Here is an 18794-nt window from a genome sequence, read left to right as displayed (position 1 = left end):
ATTAGGTGGTTTTTTTATTGTATCCATCTAAACGCGCACACTTTATTAGGCGAAAACATAAGATATGCATATAAAGAGAGGAAGAGACAATATGAATATAAATCGCCTAATAAAAAAAATTAATCCACAGCAAGTTATCACGATCTCCTCCCCACTGCTCTTACTGTTGTTATGGGAGATATGTTCCAATACAGGAGTATTAGATGCACGTTTTTTTCCACCTCCAACACTTATTATTCAAACAATGTTCAGTCTGGGTGAATCTGGAGAGTTATTTTCACACATATCTATAAGTCTGACGAGAATATTACTAGGCTTTTTGCTCGGAGTCATTCCTGCCATCTGTATAGGGCTATTAATGGGAATGTATAAGTATTTCCGGCATTTCTTTTCTCCAATTGTAATGATATTTATGCCAATTCCAACATTAGCGATGTTACCGATCATACTTATCTTATTTGGTATCGGTGAATTCTCCAAGATGATTACAATAGCGATCAGTGTTTTCTTTCCAGTCGTTATTAACACTGCCGCAGGTGTCGCAAATATTGATCGAATTTACCTTGACGTTGCAAAAAATTATCAAGCGAATGCGAAAGACTTTTTCTTAAAAATCGCATTACCTGGTGCACTCCCTGTTATGCTGGAAGGGATACAAATGGGGCAGGCTATCGCACTACTGACAATTGTGGCAGCAGAAATGATTGGTGCTACATCAGGTATTGGTTACTTAATCTGGATGAATTACAAAGCATTCTTACTCCCGGAAATGTATGTTGGGTTAATACTCATCTCCTTTTTTGGATATTTGTTCTCATTATTACTCCGTGGTCTAGAAAGAAAATTATTACCTTGGAAATAATTTTAAAAAAGGGTGAGTCTATGTCGAAAATTGAAATAAGGGAGCTTTCCAAACGGTTTGATAAAGGAAAAAAACATATTGAAGCATTGCAAAACATTGATTTAACCGTGAGTCAGGGTGAATTTGTTTGTATCTTAGGACCAAGTGGTTGTGGAAAAACGACCTTATTACGAATCCTCGCTAACCTTGAAAAACCGAGTAAAGGTAAAGTAACCATCCATTCCAAACATAACAGCCAGCAACCCATTCAGTCGATGGTATTCCAGGAGAATGGTGTCATTCCTTGGCTCACTGTTGAGGAAAATGTAGCATTTGGCTTAAAGATGAGACATACACCAGAGAAATTCACTAAGAAACAGACTGAGTATTATATTTCAAAAGTAGGTTTAGCTGATTTCCGAAAACTGTATCCGAAAGAACTTTCTGGCGGGATGAAGCAAAGAGTCAGCATCGCCAGAGCTTTTGCCAATGATCCAGAAATTTTGTTAATGGATGAACCTTTTGCAGCACTTGATGAACAAAATAAATTTATTCTTCAAGAGGAACTCCTGAATATATGGCAAGAGACCAGAAAGACAGTATTATTTATTACCCACAGTATTGACGAAGCCTTACTATTGAGTGATCGTATATTATTGATGAGTGCACAACCAGGTAAAATAGTGAAAGATATTAGACTGAATATTCCCAGACCGCGCACCATTGAACAAGTTAGATCAAAGCCAGAGATTACTCGCATTTTCCTAGAGATTTGGGAGCATTTGCAACATGAAGTAAAACAAACTAGGTTAATAAAAACTGCAATGGAGGAATGAAAGTGAAAAAGCCGGTTTGGTTAATTGTATTATTTTTCGGATTTATTGCTTTATCAGCATGTCAAAATAGTGAGAATAAACCATCCCTTTCCCTATCTCAAGACGGTGAGTTGCCGCCTTTGGAAGAAACAGCCAAAGTAGTAATCGCGGAAGACGGCTCCGCTTCGGGCGCCGGATTTTATATCGCAAAAGATAAAGGGTATTTTGAAAAATATAATATAGAAGTGGAGTTTGCTACATTCGGGAATAGTGATGAAATGCTTCCAGCAGTAGCTTCCGGCGAAGTCGATGTAGCTGGAGGCATATCCTCTGCTTCATTCTTTAATTCCATCGCACAAGGTATTGATGTCCGCTTTATTGCAGATAAAGGACATAACAATGAAGGAAGTGCCTATTTCTCATTTGTAGTGCGTGAGGACTTACAGAATGAGATAACAGATTACGCTGATATTGAAGGAAAAAAAATAGCTGTCTCTACCAGAAATGCTGTTGATGATTATATTTTTCATGAAATGGTGAAACATGCCGGTGTCTCAACAGACAATGTTGAATTTGTTTTAATGAGCGATTTTGGAAATATGATGTCTGCAATGGGAAACAGGCAAATTGATTTAGCACTCCAAATTGAACCATTGATTACGCAAGGCGAGAATGAAAAAATTCACCAACGATTCGGAGATACGACCGATTATGCCCCTGAAGCACAAATAGCCATGGTACTTGGTTCTCCAAATTTCCTGAATGAAAGAAGAGATGTTGCAGTAAGATTCATGGTGGCATATTTAGAAGCTGTCAGAGATTACAATGATGTCTTTGTCAAAAATGAGGGGGATCAGGAAGAGATTATTTCCATCATGTCCAACCACACTGCGTTAAAAGATAAAGATCTGTGGAAACAAGTTGGTGTTACAGGACTTAACCCTGATGGTTTTATATTTGAGGAAGATGTAAAGAAACAATATGAATTTTATAAAGAAAATGGTGCAATTAAGGGAGAGCTGGATTTAGAAGAGATTATTGATATGACTTTAGTAGAGGAAGCAATTAATATCATTGGTACCTATGAAGATTAACTATTCCAATCTGTTTAATATGTTTAAATAGATATATCCCTCTTTCTTTGATAAACTATCACTATATTAATAAAGGGGGGAAATATTGATGAACGTACTAGATGCTATCAAGAGCAGACGGGAAATTACAAAATATGAAGAAAGAGCAATTGAAGATGATGTACTAGAAAGAGTAATTGATGCCACTTACTATGCCCCGACCGGAAACAACCTGCCTTCCAAAGATATTATTATAGTGACAGATTCGGATAAGTTAGTATCATTGAAAGACACGACACCATTTATGCCATGGATTGCGGATGCAAAAGCTGCGATTGTTATTACAGGCAGGCCAGACATTAGTAAATACTGGCTTCAGGATACATCAATAGCTGCCGGTTATACATGGCTGGAAGCTGTTAACCAAGGTTTGGGAGCTGCTTTTGGCGCTATCTATCATGCTGAAGATGCTGAAGAATCACAGCGAAGGGAAAGCCATGCCCGAAAGGTGCTGGGTATACCTGAGGACCGTCGTGTGGTTGCAATTATCGGGATGGGTTATCCAGCAGAAATTAAGCCGCCTAAAGAACTTTTACCAAGGGAAGAAATGGTTCATTACAATAAGTTCTAAGACATAGTCCCGGAGTTTTAATTCCGGGATAGTTTTATTCCCTTCAGCCTGTTAACCACTCAAATGTGAAGCTTACCTTCGTCCACTGCTGCAAGTCCAAAACTTCCAAGTGAAAAACCAAAAAGTATTCCTCTTCCCCATAATGATTGATAAAACACTTTCTTTCGATATTCTTATTCCCTGTAATAGAATGAAATGATATTCTAAATGATTCATTTTTTTGATAGAAAATTATATAATGGTCAAATATCTCGTAAGTCATATCTTCCAGAATAAATGTTTCTATTAATGATACAGGTGTTTCGGAAAAGGAAAAAACATCTTCTAAAATTAAACGTGGCTCCTGCTTTTCCCAGCTAAATGTCCGATTATAACTGGTTAGTATTGGGTCATCATATGCCTTTTCCATTTGAAGGGAAAAGAGATTAGTATTTTCGTTCACTGCTGCTGTTTTCAATTTGGCATAATAATTAGCACCAGCTGATTGAGTAAAACCATTAATCACCGGAACCGAGTGACCAGCAGAACTGTTACAGATAAAGTGATACCGGGCTTCACCAAAGTAATCTTTATTATATTGACCGGCCCCTAAATCTTTCAAAAAGTACTGATTACCTGAGAATAATATAAAATGCCCGATATCATTATGATTATGCGGTTCATCATTATTTCCTCCTTTTGCGGCAAAGGCAAACGTACGGTTTTTTTTCATCAGACGTGAAACCATGATAGCAGAATCAGCTAGCAAGTAATCAGCTTCCGGCCAGTCAGAGCCTGTTTCAGGTTTTGACCAAATAAGTTCACGAAAAGCAGGCGCCCATCTCCCACAATGATCGATAATTTCTTTTTGTGAAAAATGATCTGAATGTATATGAACTTCCGAGAACTTTTTATGTAAATATTGCGTGAAGCCTAACATAGGCTTTGCTCTACGATATGCATCAGAAAAGTTTACTGTATCATTATTAGCAAGGAATACTTTCTGCTGAAATAGAGATATTTCTTTCACTTTACGGCGCTCCCAGAAGTCACTGGCCTTTCCTGTATATTTCTCAAATAAATCAATATAATAGACAAAATAACCAAAGCCGTATTGCCAGTAATTAAACCCTTCCATACAAGCACCATCCGCTTTAAACCCACTAAGGTAGTACTCCATTGTTTGGTTCACTCTATCGAGAACTTCCCCAAGACCGGGATCTTCGCCCATTATATAAATTGCTGCTGATCCGATTGATCCGGCACAAACAGCGGCCCAATTATGGGTGGATGTTTCCCAGTGAAGTTGGCCGTTTTCAATAAATTCTTTTAAAACCCTGCGATATATCTCTATTCTTACTTTTTCGATTAAAAATTGATCCAGTCTGTTTGTGAAGATATGCAGTAATTCTGCCAAAGTAAAAGCTGTCTCTGCTGCAAATAAATCTATCGTATATCTTAAGCTATAATTATTTCTGAAATCCTCATAGCTTTGTTCTTCCAAATCCTGATTAATGTGGGCAGATAAAGACCAAGTGAATTCCTGGCATACTTGCCAAAGTTCATTTTCCAATAATAATAGATAATCATTATTTTCCGGATATATGTATGCCAGTAATCCATATGTTGTTAATCTTTTTCTTCTTCCAAAATAACATCTTTCAAATTCTTCCCTGTCACCTGTCTGATGAAATTGCCTATATGTTTGAAATGTCATTTCAACTAATGGTTTTTCTCTGAATTTGTCGGCATTTTCCTTTAATGATGTTATTATTTCCGTATCTATTCTTGTCCTGTCAATTGATTCCCAATAAACCCGGTTAATCATTATATAACTCCTTCTAAAAATTTCTGCCTGTACTCGTATGGGGTATAGCCTGTATATTGCCTGAATATTTTTATAAAGTAGCTTTGGTTATCGTAGCCAAGCCGTTCACTAATTGCACCAACTGGTTCATGGGACTGCTTTAATATTTCTTTCGCCCGCTCCACTTTTGCCTTTTTCACATATTCGATAAAAGTCATTTTCATTTCTCTCTTAAATAAGCGACTGAAATAGCTGGCATTTAAAAATAAGTGATCTGCCACTTCTTCCAGAGAAAATTTAGACTCGATATTTCTCGAAACAAAATAACAGGCATTTAGGACATCTTTATGTTTTGCTCTCACTGATAGCGACTCAGAGTGTTTCTTCCAGTTATCAATAAACCTTTCTACATAATCAATCACTTCATCCATCAAATCCAGTAACAGAACATCATTCTGGATGGATTCTTTATAATAAGCAGGGGTAACATGATACATTATATTAACTTTCCCCTTCAGCTCCAGAACTAGGTGAATCAGCGTTTCCTTAACATAGCCGGGGTTCAGTTCGTACTTAAAACAGTAATGTTTAAAATGAATTAAATGCTGTTTCAGCGATTCTGAATCTTCGTGAAAAACTGCTTGTTTTATTAGACTAATCAGTTTTTTTATATGATCTTCCGTTTCGATACTGACATTCGATTCAATCAACACGTTTTGTCTGATGGTTGAAATTGTATTCTTATTTAAATAGAATAATTTATCATTAAACAGAAGTTGATCTATCGACATTTTTAAAGATTCAACATGACCATTATGTCCAACGATAAAGGATACCTCTACATCGAGTACCCGATTAATTTCTGATTGTATATTCGTCAATAATTGTTGAATCACTTTGTAATAATCTATTTTAATTGACAAATCATTTTCGTAAAGAAGAAAAGATTTATTCCCTTCATAATGAATATAAAATAGGGTCTCTCCCATTCTTCTGATCATTTCTTCCGTAACATTTCGAATCGCAAAAAGTAACGTGTCCTCACTAATGTATTTCTTCTCTTTCCGGTAGAAATCATTCACAAGAAGGAGGACGGGGATATAACACTTTTCAGGATTTAAATAATCATTAATTAACTGATTGGAAATTCCCTTCACAAATTGTTTAAATAACCTTTGTTCCTCTATATCATTTGATTGGTTTATTTTAAACTGCAAATGTTCTATTTCCTTTAATTGATTATTTTCAGTATCTAATCTGTTTTTACATTTGATTAATATTTTTTTCATATCCTCAATATCCAGTGATTCTTTAAGTAAATAATCCTGTACATTCATTTTTAAAGCTTTCTGTGCATAGGAGAATTCATTATGGCAGGAAATGATAGCTACCTGAATATTCTCATTTAATTGCTTAAGCTTCTCGGTTAATTCTATACCATTCATCTTTGGCATCCCAATATCAGTAATAAGAATGTCCGGCACTTCTTTCTTGGCAAACTCAAGTGCCTGCAAGCCATTTTCATGTGTGCTGATTAATGTAAGGCCAAGCTTCTGCCAGTCAATTGTCTCGGCTAAATATTCAACCATGGGAAAATCGTCATCAACTAACATCACTTTGTACAATGGAATCACCCTCCATGATCACTTGAATTATAGTTTCTGTCCCTTTACCTTCAATACTCTCAATCTGGATGGAAGCATTGTTTTGATAATACAGTTGCAACCGCTCAAAAACATTGGAAATACCTATACTCGAAAATCCCTTATTTGTTCGTTTCTGTTGTTTTGTCTGGGCTAAAGATTCCCTTAAAAAAGATAGATCTGACGGATTCATTCCAACACCACTGTCTTTCACACTAATAATAAATTTATTTTCCTCTATCTTTGCCTCTAATGTAATGATACCTGCACTCTGAATCAGCCCGTGAATAATGGAATTTTCTATTAACGGCTGCAGAATGAACCTAGGCACAAGAATATGGTGTGTTGCTTCAGTTACATTAGTGATTAATTGGATTTTATTCTTCTGCCGCATGTTCATTAAGTTCACATAATCCTCGATTAAGTTTATTTCCTCCTCAAAAGGAATTACATCTTTCTTTGTGTCAATTGTCCATCGCAGTAAGGTTGACAGCGATTGAATCATTTTCGCACTATCTTTATCACCGAACTTCAATATTTTCATCCGAATTGAATTTAAGACATTAAAGAGAAAATGCGGGTTGATCTGCGCCTGAAGCATGGCAAGTTCTGCTTGGCGTTTTCTCAACTGGGTATGCTTCACCTCTACAATCATTCTGTTTACACGGTTAATCATTTCATTCAGGGACATGGAAAATTTGCCGATTTCGTCATTACTAGTCACATCTGCGCGAACAGATAAATCACCTTCCTGAACTTGCTTCACTACTTTATTCAGGTGTGTTAACGGCCTTGTAATTCTGTTCATCAAGTAAGCTAAAATTATAAAGAAAAGTAAGAATGATATAAATAACAGCAGAAATACATCAGAAAAAACGGATGTAATATTGGAGGTTGCATTCTTATATGGGATAATGGAAACTAAACTCCAGCCATTGAAGGAAAGAGTTTTCATTGAGATAAGATAATCCCGGTTATGCCATTTAATGATTTCAGCATCATTTTGATTCACCAGTTTGGATGAAAAGGGAAGTGGATGATTTATTTCATCACTATTTTTTGTCGATAAAATTTTCTTCTCATTATCTATTAAATATATATGTTCTGTTTCATTCTGGTTTTGTAATATTTCCCGTATCTTTGTTTCCAGCAATGTCACGACGACATACCCGTAGATACGCTGATTCGTGTCCCGTAAAGTTCTTGCTACAGATATCTGATAAGGATGTTTATGAATATCAGGTTTGAAATTAGTCGATTCAACACCAATCCACAATGACTGATATCCACTCAATTGTCGTAATTGCTCAAACCATTCCTCTTGAAAAATCTGTTGAGGGTTATAATCTGATATCGCATAATTGGTGTAGTATTTCCCATTTTCCAACAATATCGTCACATAGGACTTCTCCCCAAGCAGTGTAATATTTTCAATAGTCCTTCTGACGAGACTATCTTCCATGTATTCATCATATGTTAGATTAGTAAAGTTACTCGTCTTATCCTTGGATTTTCGTTTCAAAATTGTATTCAGTTCTGAATCTATTTGTACAAAATTGGAAACATTTAATAAATCCTCTAATAACCTTGACACATTCTCCTCAACGAGATTCAGTTCTTTTTTGGCATTTAATAACGCCTGTTCTTCAACAGCATCCCTCGTTAAATAGGTATATAAAGATAGTGACAATATAACAGGAATACCGATACAGATAAATGATGCTAAAAATACCTTTGTACGAAAAGAAGGAGACGTTAATCTCCGATAATTACTCCACATATAATAATCCTCCTGCTTGCAGATAGGTTATGGGATTTTCTCGGGTAAAACGCCCCTTTCCATATTGTAAACCTTTTCATTTTTAAATTCCAGATCAATTTATCACTGATTGTTTGCAATAATTTCTTCAGCTTGTGAATGAATCGCTTCAATTGTTTCATCAATCGATTGCTCTTCATATATTAATTTTTCATATTCATCATTTACTACCTGATAAATTTCTGCCTGATAAGATACTGGTGGAATCAGTTTAGAGGATTTCGCATTTTTTAGTACACTTATTAATGCTTCTTTATCCACTTTCTCCGGACTGACGGTATCTGAAAGAATGGTATCAACAATATTTCCTAATTCGTCCTCACCCACCCCATTCCATGACGGGATGTTCTTCCCTTGCACAACCTGGCCTTCCGTTGTATACCAGCGAATAAATGTATATGCAGCCTCTTTATGTGAAGAATTAGCTGCAACAGACATATAATCAGTCGTTACAGGAGTATAACCACCTTCATCACCTGCATCATTTTTTGGATATGGTGCAATACCGACATTGAACTCTAGTGGAAATTCTTCCGTTCCTCCTAATTCAGTATTCATCCAGCTGCCGATTAATACTAAACTTGCATCCTGATTAAAAAACTGGTTACGATAATGGAGTTTTTGTGACATGATATCAGTATATGGTGTAGCAGATTGGTCTTCTTTTTCCATTTTCCAGCGTAGTTCCAATGTTTTACGGAAAAGTTCATTTTCAAAATTAGAAGTACCGTCTTCTTTTACAAACTCTGTGTTTTCAGGTTCACTGGCAAGTGCCAATTTCATATATTCCATCCAGCCTCCATTTTGCGGGCCATGGAAAAAAGTCCCGTAATGGTCTTCATTTGTTAACTGTTTTGCGTATTCTGCAAAGTCGTCCCATGTCCATTCTGTCGGCATTTCCAGTCCAGCTTCTGACAAATGATCTTTATTCACTAATACATACCACGGATTAAACTTTCCGGGCAGCGCATAATACTGATCATTTAATATTGTATTTACCTTATATTCTTCACTCACTTCATACCCTTCCGCTTCAATAAATTCATCGATAGGTGCAACCATTCCTAAATCTACACGTTCAGCATAAGAAGCAGGATCACTAAACATCAACACATCCATCTGCTCACCTGAAGATGCTGCTAAATCCAACTTCTGCAATGCTTCATTTGTATCACCTTTCTCACTTAGAATAACAAGATCTACATTAATATCCGGGTGTGCTTCTTCAAAGGCAGCAAGTGTCTCAGACCAGTTGTAACTTGCTTCATTACCATGTGTATGAAACTTTATCGTAACTTCTTCTCCCGTTTCGCCTTCTTGCTCTTCATCTGATTCTTCTGAACTCACCCCTGATTCAGAGGAGGTTTCTGAACCTGTATTCGTTTCTTCTGATCCACCTGAATTACATGCCGTGAGGAATAAGATAAGAAATGCAATGCTAAATAAACTAAGCAACAACCTTTTTTTCATTAACGTAACCCCCTGATAATTTATTATTGAAATCACTTACAATTTAATGTTAGCAAATACTTTAATAAAACAATGTTCATTTTTTTACCTTAAACACCATTATTTTGACTTTATCCTTTTACCCCGCCTAATGCAATCCCATCGATAACGTGTTTTTGACCTAAAATAAATACAATAAGCAGTGGCAGAATTGCCGAGACTGCTGCTGCCATAATTAATGAATAAAACTCACCATTAATCGTCGTAAACTTTTGCATAGCAAGCTGAATCGTGTACAAAGCATCTGTACGTAAAAATATCAACGGATTTTGGTAATCATTCCATGTCCAGATAAAGCGGAGAATGGCATATGTTGCGACAGCCGGTTTAACAATCGGCAATGCAATTCGCCAAAAGATTCTCCAATGCCCTGCCCCGTCGATTTTTGCTGCATCAATGAAATCATGATGAATTCCCATAAAAAATTGCCTTAACATAAATGTTCCCAGCACACTAAAACTGCCAAGCAGGATTAAACCAAAATGACTGTCAAATAAACCAATCTGACGATACAGGATAAATTGAGGAACAAGACTTGCTTGAGGTGGTACCATATATGTTGCCAAAACGATAAGAAATAACCATCTGCCTGCGGGAAACCTTACTTTTGAAAAACCGTATGCTGCCAATGAAGATACGACAACGGACAGTATTGTTGTTAGAACAGCTACTTTAATAGAATTCCAATAATACAGATAAAATGGCTGGTCACCAAACCATACTTGTTTGTAATTCTCCAGAGCATTCCATCTTGAAGGAATCCATTCAATCGGATATTTAAATACATCTGCTTCGATTTTAAACGAAGTGGACAGCATCCATATGAATGGTAGTAAAAAAGCAATACTGCAAAACAATAATATAACTGTACTTGCCAATTTCCTGAAATTCAATTTCATCAGGTTCACCTCCTTCTAATAATTCACCCATTTTTTCTGACCAAACCATTGCAAAATGGTGATAGTAAAAACGAACAGAAATAATACAACAGCTATCGCTGAAGCATAACCAATCTCTAGATTTAAAAATGCCATTTCATACAGATGCCATACAAGCATTGTTGTTCGGTTTAATGGCCCCCCCTGTGTGAGAACCGCTATTAAGTCAAACACTTTAAATGTAGCTATTACGCCTGTAATTAGTAAGAAAAATGATGTAGGCGAAATTAGCGGAAATGTAATGTTCCTGAATTTATACCATGCATTTGCTCCATCCATTTCGGCTGCTTCATACAACTCTTTCGGAATTGACTGGAGGCCAGCTATATATACGATCAGATTAAAACCGATTGAGATCCAAATATGGATTATCGCTACTGACAATAAGGCAAACTCAGGATCAGAAATCCATGTTGGGGGATTATCAATCCCAAATGACATTAACACCTGGTTAATTGGACCAGCGGAAGGATGAAACAATACTTGCCACACAACAGCTATCGCTACTACACTTGATATATACGGCATAAAAAACGCCACTTTAAAGTAACTTTTTAAATAAACATTCTTATCGATTATCACAGCTAAAATTAAGGAAAAAATCATTGTTACTGGTACTGTAAAAATAAATAACGCATTATTAATAATAGACATGATAAACTTCTCGTCCTGCAGTAATGCCGAAAAATTTGCAAACCCTACCCATTTTAATTGATCAATGCTTACAACAAACTTCCAATCAGCAAATGCTAAAATAAATGTCGCCACAATAGGGAACAGCACAATGACAGATACACCTAAAAGCATCGGGGAAACAAATAAAAGCCCTGCAAGGTTCTCGTTTTTTTCTATTTTGTTCTTTTTTTTACGGTCGACAGCAGTTAATCGCTTTGTGTCAGCACTAGCCATCCAATGCACCTCTTTCCACATGTTTTTTAATATTATGGGTTTTTGATAAACGTCTCATTGCAAATCTGGAAAAATATGTTGTTATATAAACTGCACCGCTGCCTAAATAGAATATGGCCAATCCAGGAATAACCCAGCAAATAAATAAAAAGCTGAGAGTGGATATGAACAGCCAAACTGTCTGTAATGGTAGTAGTGTGGTTATATGTAATGCTGTCTTAATTTGTTTCAACATACCGAGATCTGAGGTTGCCATTAAATAGAAAATATAAAGTAAAACGGAGCAGATAATTATTAAAACAGTTGTACTGCTGCTCAGGATCAAATAATAAATCAGCCCGTGGAAATTTGGTAATATCGTGAAATCGATATACAATGCTATCATGGCGAAAATCATAACACCCGCAAATTTGTTTGCTTTCAGGAAATGACTCTTGTACGTTTTCCAAAAGTGTCTGCTTATAGAAAAATCATTCTCTCCCTCCTGCCACCTGTTATTTATGGCAAACATAGCGATAATGGAAGGAAATAAACCGAGAATAACTCCCCCGCATATAGTGCCGGCTATTGCCAATAAATTTAGATACGCCAGCCGGTAAAACCATTCACATAATTTGTATAAACCATTTGTTGCTTGTACCTCCATGTTGATCAGCCTCCCCTCACAATTATATTGTAAGCATTTACATCGATAGGTAATATCACTTTTTTTACCTGTTACATACGAAATTTGACTTTGTAAGGTGAAAAATTTTCAGTACTGATAAGGAGACACATCTTGCCGTACAAAAAAAAATAGACCACATGTCAGATGAACATGTGATCTATCTATATTATTTAATTTTCAAACCAGTTGTTTGCTACAGTCTGTTTATACCAGTAATAACTGTCCTTCTTCGTCCGCTCTAATGTACGGTAATTTACATGAACAATACCAAATCGCATCGTATATCCCTCAGCCCACTCAAAATTGTCCATCAGTGACCAAGTAATATATCCTTTAATATTCACCCCTGATGCAATTGCACGGCTTAGGGCAGTCAAATGCTGCTGTAAGTAATTGATTCGCCCGCTATCTTTTACCTGGCCGTTTTCCGGCTCATCATTATAACAGGAACCATTTTCAGTAATGTAAATCGGGATATCACCATAACTTTCTTTAATTCGCATCAATACTTTATAAAAGCCTTCAGGGAAAATTGGCCAGCCGATATCTGTCCGGTCATAATTCATTTCAACCATTTCCCAATCTAGTAACCCTTCATTTTCTTTATGTCTGGCGATATGTCCTGTGTAATAGTTAATTCCTAAAAAGTCAATCGGCTGATTAATTTTCTCCATATCTCCATCCTGTATATCCAGCTCTACTCCTTTTTTCTTAAACCACTCCAACATGAAATCAGGATAGCTTCCTTTAAATACAGGATCCATAAACCATTCCACATACCAGCCAATTTCGCGGTTACATGCATCAATATCTTCCTGACGATTACTATATGGCTCAAGCCAAGTTGTATTTGGTGCAAAGCCAATTTGTCCATCAATGCCTGTTTCTCGAAACTTTTTAACCGTTAAGCCATGTGTAACCAGCAAATGGTGAGAGATTTGGGCAGCTAGCTGTAAATTCTTGTTGCCAGGAGCATGGACACCAATATAATTTGAAAGAAAAGAAATACACCATGGTTCATTTAATGTAAGCCACTTATTGATCTTCCCTGAGAACTCTTTAAATATCACTTCTGCATACTGCACAAATGCATCGATTGTTTCGCGGTTGTTCCACCCTCCTTTATCTTGTAATGCTTGAGGAAGATCCCAATGATACAATGTACACATCGGTTCGATATCACTTTCAATTAATTTGTCAACTAACCGATGATAGTAATCTAAACCTTTTTGATTGATTTCACCAGTTCCATTCGGGAAAATCCTTGGCCATGCTATTGAAAAACGGTACACATCGATTCCCAATTCTTTCATTAACTCAATATCTTCTTCAAATCGGTGATAACTATCGCATGCAATATCGCCATTATCCCCGTTCACTACATTGCCTGGTGTTTTTGAAAATGTATCCCAAATCGAAACTCCCCTGCCATCTTCATTGGCTGCTCCCTCAATCTGGTATGAAGCTGTAGCTGTACCCCATTTCATATCTTTCGGAAACTGAATAATTGCCATTAAATAACTCCTCCTCATAATTATAATATGAACATATTGCTTTCAGACATAGTCGGACTGATTGGGCAAAATGCTCATCAGCAAACAAATTGCAAAAAACAAAGACTCCATTAAGGAAACCGATTTCCTTCACGGCAAAAATTAACCAAGTGCATTCTCTTTTATTACCTCAGCACTCTTCCCCCCTGATAAGGTTTCACAGATTTTTCACTCAAGGGTATAAGAAACCAGTATCTCAAAAGGATAATGAAGCAATTTATCATAATCCTCATTCACTATGGCGCTAATAGCTTTTTACGTGAAAGATACCGGTTTCATTATACCATACTATTTTATTTTGATCACTGCTTTATTTAAATTTTTAGAAATTACTATCCATTACTAATGTCAGCAGTTTCTAATTGAGATTCATGTGTAATATGATATACACTACGAAGCTTCAGACTTTCTTCTATATCTTTTAATGTAATGGTTTCAGGCAATACAGATTTATCTATTGTTACTATCTTGGGCTCATTTGCTGATAAATCAAAATAGTTGTCTGATAGAATTACATCTGGATCCAATTGAATTTCTACATACTTTGTATAGGCATTTGCTAAAATTTCTATCATAATTTGTTCATTGTTTTCCGATACGTGTGATGTTAAATGCGGGTTTAAAAATTCAAAATGCTTTGCTTTAGTAAAGATAACTGTTGTACTGCTGTACCATTCTTCATTTATATAAAGGATTGCTTCTAAATAACAATTACGCTTTCTTTCCGCTGTTAAAACTGATGAGAAATCTAATTCCTGGCAGTTTACCGCTGTTAATGAAGGAATAACTGTTTCTACATCTCCATGTTCTAAAATAACCGATTTGTTATTCCTAAGCTTCCATTCAACCCGGCATTTCACCTCTGTCAAATGATCGTTAGTGACATATATATTGGTATTCTTTTCTCCTTCTTCTAAAGATACGAGAACAGGGTCATAAAACTTCCTTGCAAAATAATGCAGTGCCTTCCATCTCCCGAAATAGTCGATACTTGACCATGAAGCGACTGGCCAACAGTCATTTAACTGCCAATAAAGAGATCCCATGCACCGTCCCAGATTACGTCGCCAATGTTCCACTCCATATTTAATAGCTTCAGCCTGCAATAATTGTGATGTGTAAAGAAGTGTGTCAAAATCTTTTGGATAAAGGAAATTTTCTGATAAATAATAAAGAATTTTCCCATTCGCATCATCATTTTTCTGATGTTTTTCCATAATTCTTGAAAAGATATTCCTATCTCCGGGTTCAGTGAACGATTCAATCGTTTTCAATGAAGGAAATGATTGAAAACCGAATTCTGAACAAAAGCGAAAATAATAATTTCGATATTCATTGAATGGTTTTTGTCCATGCCATACTTCCCAATAGTGAACATCTCCAATATCCGGATTTTTTGGCTCATCAAATCCGCCTCCTGATGATGGAGAAGACGACCAGTAAAAAGTCTGCGGGTCGTATTCCATTACTACCTCAGGTAACATTATTTCAAATAGTTTAATATAATCTCTTCTCCATTCTGCCTTTTTCGGCCATCCCCAATGCTCCATCGCTTCTTCTACTTCGTTATTTCCACACCATATACCAAGTGATGCATGATGACGTATTCGTTTAATTTGATCAATTGCTTCATTTTGCACATTTTGGGTAAAATGTTCTGTTAAGCGGTAAACACTGCACGCAAACATGAAATCCTGCCATACAATCAGACCATGTTGATCACACAGATCATAAAAATAATCTTCCGGGTAATGCCCGCCGCCCCAGACTCGAATCATATTAAAATTTGCTGCTTTGCAATCTTTAATTAATTGCTCTGTTCTTGCTTTAGTAGTACGCGGTAACAAACTATCTTCCGGAATGTAATTGGCTCCCTTCATAAAAATCGGATATCCATTCACAACAAATTCAAACGACTTGCCCCATTTGTCCTTCTCATGTTTCACCTCAATCGTTCGGAGCCCGACCGTATAATTCTTTCTATCCAGCTGCTTTTCTCCGTTTAATAAGGAGATTTCCACTTTATATAAAGGCTGTTCTCCATATCCTGCCGGCCACCACAGTTGAGGATCTTGGATTAAAAAAGATAGATGTTCCAATTGATTCAACTGATTTATCACTTGTTCCTCTTCTATTCCACCAGGAGAAATCACTTTTGCTGAAAGCCTGAGATTTGTATTTTTTTGATTGTGCAGGGTCACCTTCACGTCTAGTTGAACATGATTCTCTTCATGATTTTGAGCAATATAAACATCATCAATGCGATTATCATTCCACATAACTAATTCCACGTCTCGCCAAATTCCCAAATCAGGAATTTTGGGACCCCAATCCCATCCAAACATGCTATGTGATTTCCGTAAATGCTGATATCCCTGTATTGCATGATCAACTCCAGCCAATGGGTCTTTTTCATGCATACTCTCAATATACCGGATTGGGGAATATAAAATTACCTTCAGAATGTTCGTTCCTTCCTTCAAGTAATCTTTTACACTTATTTCAAAAATTCGATGCATATTATCTGTATTGGAAATTTTATGACCATTCAAGAATATATCAGCTATTGTATCAACCCCATGAAAGATAAACTCAAAGTGGTCATATTCTAACTCACCCTTTTTTATCTCAAACTCTTTTTGAAAAATATAATCCTTTTGAGCCACCTCTAATGCCTTTTCTTCATTGTCGCGGTAAAAAGGGTCATCAATGACTTCAGCATCCAATAATGTATTCATAACAGAGGCTGGAAGTGTTACAGGATACCAGGCATTTCCGGATAACTCCTTCATTTTCCAACCTTGGTTAAAGTTCAGCTTTTTCATAGGTCACCTCTTCGAATTTTTTGTAATAAGCATTGATTACTCTTTCAGCTGGTTTTCCAAAAACTGCGTAATCCGTATCCTGATCTGCTTCCCCTTCCGGATAAAGTACCACTTTCCAGTCCCATAATCCAAAACCTCTCACCCAGTCTCTTTTCCTTGTCGCCTCAAACATGTCACGATAAAAAGACGCCTGTTCTTCTAAGTTTATTTTCCCATCTAAGGACCAGTCATTTGGAATGCGAGAAGCACCTGTTCTGCTTGGACAGCCTGCTTCCGCAAAGAAGAAAGGCTTATTAAATGGCTGAATAATTTTCTCAATACGGTCTAATTGATTATCCCAATCCCCCAATGGGTAATATCCACTTGAAGATATAATATCAACTTCATCCCACCATTTTACATTTCCCTCCTGGTACTTATCCGTATTATAAGTAATTAAACCACCATAAACTTCGCGTACTTCCCGAATCAGTTGACGCCACTCCTGCTCACGCCTTTCCGTTTGAACCATTTCACAGCCAACGATAAACATTTCAGCATGTTTCTTTGCAGCTATATTTGCATAATGAAGCTGGTAATCTGTATAGCTTCTAAACCACTCGCTCCATTTCGGCTCACATGGTACGTCAATATCAAAAAAGTTGATATGGGCCCGCCATATTCCGTCATCCGGATTTACCGTCGGCTTTATGATTACTTTCAAATCTATTGATCTAGCGTAATCTATCATCTCTTCTAGCTCTTGATCTGACACCATATGTTCCCCACGAAAGATTACATTAGTAGAGAAAACAGTGTCCTGTGAAGCTGCTAATGCAAAAATGACATAATTGCAAGCAGTTCTCTCCTTCATTAACCTCAGGGATTCCTTAGCTTCTTTCTTCTTAAACTCTCCACGTTTTGCCCCCCAGCCAAACGTAAACCCTCTTATATACTCCATCTGTTTCTCTCCTTTTATTTCACAGATCCTGATGTCAATCCGTTATAAATATATTTTTGCAACGATGTAAATGCAATGAAAGTCGGTATAATTGCAAGCATAATACCTGCACAAATCACTTCCCATTCTGAGCCATATGGACCTTTAAATTTAAATAAAGCCGTTGAAATAACGTGCAGTTCTGTTTTCGGCATATAGAGATATGGTGTATAAAAATCGTTGTATACATTGATTCCTTTTACAATAATTACTGTAACAATAGCCGGTGTGAGTAATGGAAGGATTATTTTCCGGTAAATAGTAAAATAAGATGCCCCATCTAACATGGCAGATTCATCTAATGAAACAGATATCGAATTCATAAATTGCAGGAATATATAAATAGCAATTATATCTGTACCCAAATAAAGAATGACAGCTGCCCATATCGTATTAAACAGACCTAAAAAGTTAACAATTTGGAATGTGGCTACTTGTGTTGTTACACCTGGTATTAATGTAGCTAGTAAGAAGGCTCCAAGTATCAACTTACTGCCTTTGAATTTAAACCGATTTAAAACAAAAGCAACCATAGACCCTATTATGGTCGTACCAAAAATGGAAACTAGCAGAATAATAACAGTATTTTTAAATCCTGTTAGCATATTTCCTTCGGTAAAAGCCCGTTTAAAGTTTTCAAAATTTGTCCAGTCTTCTGGAGGTGTTAAAGGGCCTGTTGTTGTATACTCTGTACCAGTTTTAAATGCTGCAAAAAATACAATTAGAATCGGCAATATTGCAGCAACTACTCCCAGAATCAGGGAAACATATTTTATAGTAATACCCGCTAAAGACTTCGCTCTCAT

The 18794-nt window shown here is 36.5% G+C and carries 15 protein-coding genes; 4 read left to right on the top strand and 11 right to left on the bottom strand.

Annotated elements, in window-relative coordinates; all coding sequences use genetic code 11:
• Positions 1–91 precede the first annotated feature (91 nt).
• The 4 genes from BMW36_RS07000 to BMW36_RS06985 all read left to right on the top strand — a co-directional run bounded on the left by BMW36_RS07000 (position 92) and on the right by BMW36_RS06985 (position 3360).
• The gene (locus tag BMW36_RS07000; RefSeq protein WP_245711611.1) at positions 92–862 is read left to right on the top strand and encodes an ABC transporter permease; all 771 of its coding nucleotides are present in this window, start codon (positions 92–94) and stop codon (positions 860–862) included.
• Between the two features lie 20 nt (positions 863–882).
• Positions 883–1677: an ABC transporter ATP-binding protein gene (locus BMW36_RS06995; RefSeq protein ID WP_089740147.1), complete on the top strand. Its 795-nt coding sequence runs from the start codon at positions 883–885 to the stop codon at positions 1675–1677.
• A 2-nt stretch (positions 1678–1679) separates the two neighbouring features.
• Positions 1680–2750 (top strand): ABC transporter substrate-binding protein, encoded by a 1071-nt coding sequence (locus BMW36_RS06990; protein ID WP_245711610.1) that lies wholly within the window; start codon positions 1680–1682, stop codon positions 2748–2750.
• A gap of 88 nt (positions 2751–2838) precedes the next feature.
• Positions 2839–3360 carry a nitroreductase family protein gene (locus BMW36_RS06985; RefSeq protein WP_089740145.1) on the top strand — a complete coding sequence of 174 codons (522 nt, stop codon included), beginning with the start codon at positions 2839–2841 and terminating at the stop codon, positions 3358–3360.
• Positions 3361–3403: 43 nt separating this feature from the next.
• Here the strand turns inward: BMW36_RS06985 and BMW36_RS06980 are convergent, their stop codons facing one another.
• The 11 genes from BMW36_RS06980 to BMW36_RS06930 all read right to left on the bottom strand — a co-directional run bounded on the left by BMW36_RS06980 (position 3404) and on the right by BMW36_RS06930 (position 18794).
• A complete protein-coding gene (locus tag BMW36_RS06980; protein ID WP_089740144.1) occupies positions 3404–5167 on the bottom strand; it encodes a heparinase II/III domain-containing protein in 1764 nt (587 codons plus the stop codon).
• Positions 5167–6762 (bottom strand): response regulator transcription factor, encoded by a 1596-nt coding sequence (locus BMW36_RS06975; protein ID WP_245711621.1) that lies wholly within the window; start codon positions 6760–6762, stop codon positions 5167–5169. Before BMW36_RS06975 ends, BMW36_RS06980 begins: the two co-directional genes overlap by 1 nt.
• A complete protein-coding gene (locus BMW36_RS06970; RefSeq protein ID WP_089740142.1) occupies positions 6749–8569 on the bottom strand; it encodes a sensor histidine kinase in 1821 nt (606 codons plus the stop codon). The genes BMW36_RS06975 and BMW36_RS06970 overlap by 14 nt, the downstream gene beginning before the upstream one ends.
• Before the next feature lie 102 nt (positions 8570–8671).
• Positions 8672–10078: an ABC transporter substrate-binding protein gene (locus tag BMW36_RS06965; RefSeq protein WP_089740141.1), complete on the bottom strand. Its 1407-nt coding sequence runs from the start codon at positions 10076–10078 to the stop codon at positions 8672–8674.
• Between the two features lie 110 nt (positions 10079–10188).
• Positions 10189–11016, bottom strand: a complete 828-nt coding sequence (locus tag BMW36_RS06960; RefSeq protein ID WP_089740140.1) for a carbohydrate ABC transporter permease — start codon at positions 11014–11016, stop codon at positions 10189–10191.
• Positions 11017–11031: 15 nt separating this feature from the next.
• Positions 11032–11964, bottom strand: a complete 933-nt coding sequence (locus tag BMW36_RS06955) for a carbohydrate ABC transporter permease (protein ID WP_089740139.1) — start codon at positions 11962–11964, stop codon at positions 11032–11034.
• A complete protein-coding gene (locus BMW36_RS06950) occupies positions 11957–12610 on the bottom strand; it encodes a YesL family protein (protein WP_089740138.1) in 654 nt (217 codons plus the stop codon). The genes BMW36_RS06955 and BMW36_RS06950 overlap by 8 nt, the downstream gene beginning before the upstream one ends.
• Before the next feature lie 191 nt (positions 12611–12801).
• Positions 12802–14145, bottom strand: a complete 1344-nt coding sequence (locus tag BMW36_RS06945; protein ID WP_089740137.1) for a GH1 family beta-glucosidase — start codon at positions 14143–14145, stop codon at positions 12802–12804.
• Positions 14146–14516: 371 nt separating this feature from the next.
• Positions 14517–17009, bottom strand: a complete 2493-nt coding sequence (locus BMW36_RS06940) for a beta-mannosidase (protein ID WP_089740136.1) — start codon at positions 17007–17009, stop codon at positions 14517–14519.
• A complete protein-coding gene (locus BMW36_RS06935) occupies positions 16990–17949 on the bottom strand; it encodes a glycoside hydrolase family 113 (protein ID WP_089740135.1) in 960 nt (319 codons plus the stop codon). The genes BMW36_RS06940 and BMW36_RS06935 overlap by 20 nt, the downstream gene beginning before the upstream one ends.
• A 14-nt stretch (positions 17950–17963) precedes the next feature.
• Positions 17964–18794: a carbohydrate ABC transporter permease gene (locus BMW36_RS06930; protein ID WP_089740134.1), complete on the bottom strand. Its 831-nt coding sequence runs from the start codon at positions 18792–18794 to the stop codon at positions 17964–17966.

Source organism: Gracilibacillus ureilyticus, from assembly GCF_900111195.1.
Classification (GTDB): domain Bacteria; phylum Bacillota; class Bacilli; order Bacillales; family Amphibacillaceae; genus Gracilibacillus; species Gracilibacillus ureilyticus.
Note: the sequence above shows the minus strand (reverse complement) of the source record. Positions and strands in the feature narration are given on the sequence as shown.

Coding starts and splice junctions, on each gene's coding strand:
- BMW36_RS06960 (WP_089740140.1), bottom strand. CDS start 11,016: ATGAAATTGAATTTCAGGAAATTGGCAAGTACAGTTATATTATTGTTT.
- BMW36_RS06945 (WP_089740137.1), bottom strand. CDS start 14,145: ATGGCAATTATTCAGTTTCCGAAAGATATGAAATGGGGTACAGCTACA.
- BMW36_RS06950 (WP_089740138.1), bottom strand. CDS start 12,610: ATGGAGGTACAAGCAACAAATGGTTTATACAAATTATGTGAATGGTTT.
- BMW36_RS06935 (WP_089740135.1), bottom strand. CDS start 17,949: ATGGAGTATATAAGAGGGTTTACGTTTGGCTGGGGGGCAAAACGTGGA.
- BMW36_RS06955 (WP_089740139.1), bottom strand. CDS start 11,964: ATGGCTAGTGCTGACACAAAGCGATTAACTGCTGTCGACCGTAAAAAA.
- BMW36_RS06970 (WP_089740142.1), bottom strand. CDS start 8,569: ATGTGGAGTAATTATCGGAGATTAACGTCTCCTTCTTTTCGTACAAAG.
- BMW36_RS06930 (WP_089740134.1), bottom strand. CDS start 18,794: ATGAGAGCGAAGTCTTTAGCGGGTATTACTATAAAATATGTTTCCCTG.
- BMW36_RS07000 (WP_245711611.1), top strand. CDS start 92: ATGAATATAAATCGCCTAATAAAAAAAATTAATCCACAGCAAGTTATC.
- BMW36_RS06985 (WP_089740145.1), top strand. CDS start 2,839: ATGAACGTACTAGATGCTATCAAGAGCAGACGGGAAATTACAAAATAT.
- BMW36_RS06980 (WP_089740144.1), bottom strand. CDS start 5,167: ATGATTAACCGGGTTTATTGGGAATCAATTGACAGGACAAGAATAGAT.
- BMW36_RS06940 (WP_089740136.1), bottom strand. CDS start 17,009: ATGAAAAAGCTGAACTTTAACCAAGGTTGGAAAATGAAGGAGTTATCC.
- BMW36_RS06995 (WP_089740147.1), top strand. CDS start 883: ATGTCGAAAATTGAAATAAGGGAGCTTTCCAAACGGTTTGATAAAGGA.
- BMW36_RS06965 (WP_089740141.1), bottom strand. CDS start 10,078: ATGAAAAAAAGGTTGTTGCTTAGTTTATTTAGCATTGCATTTCTTATC.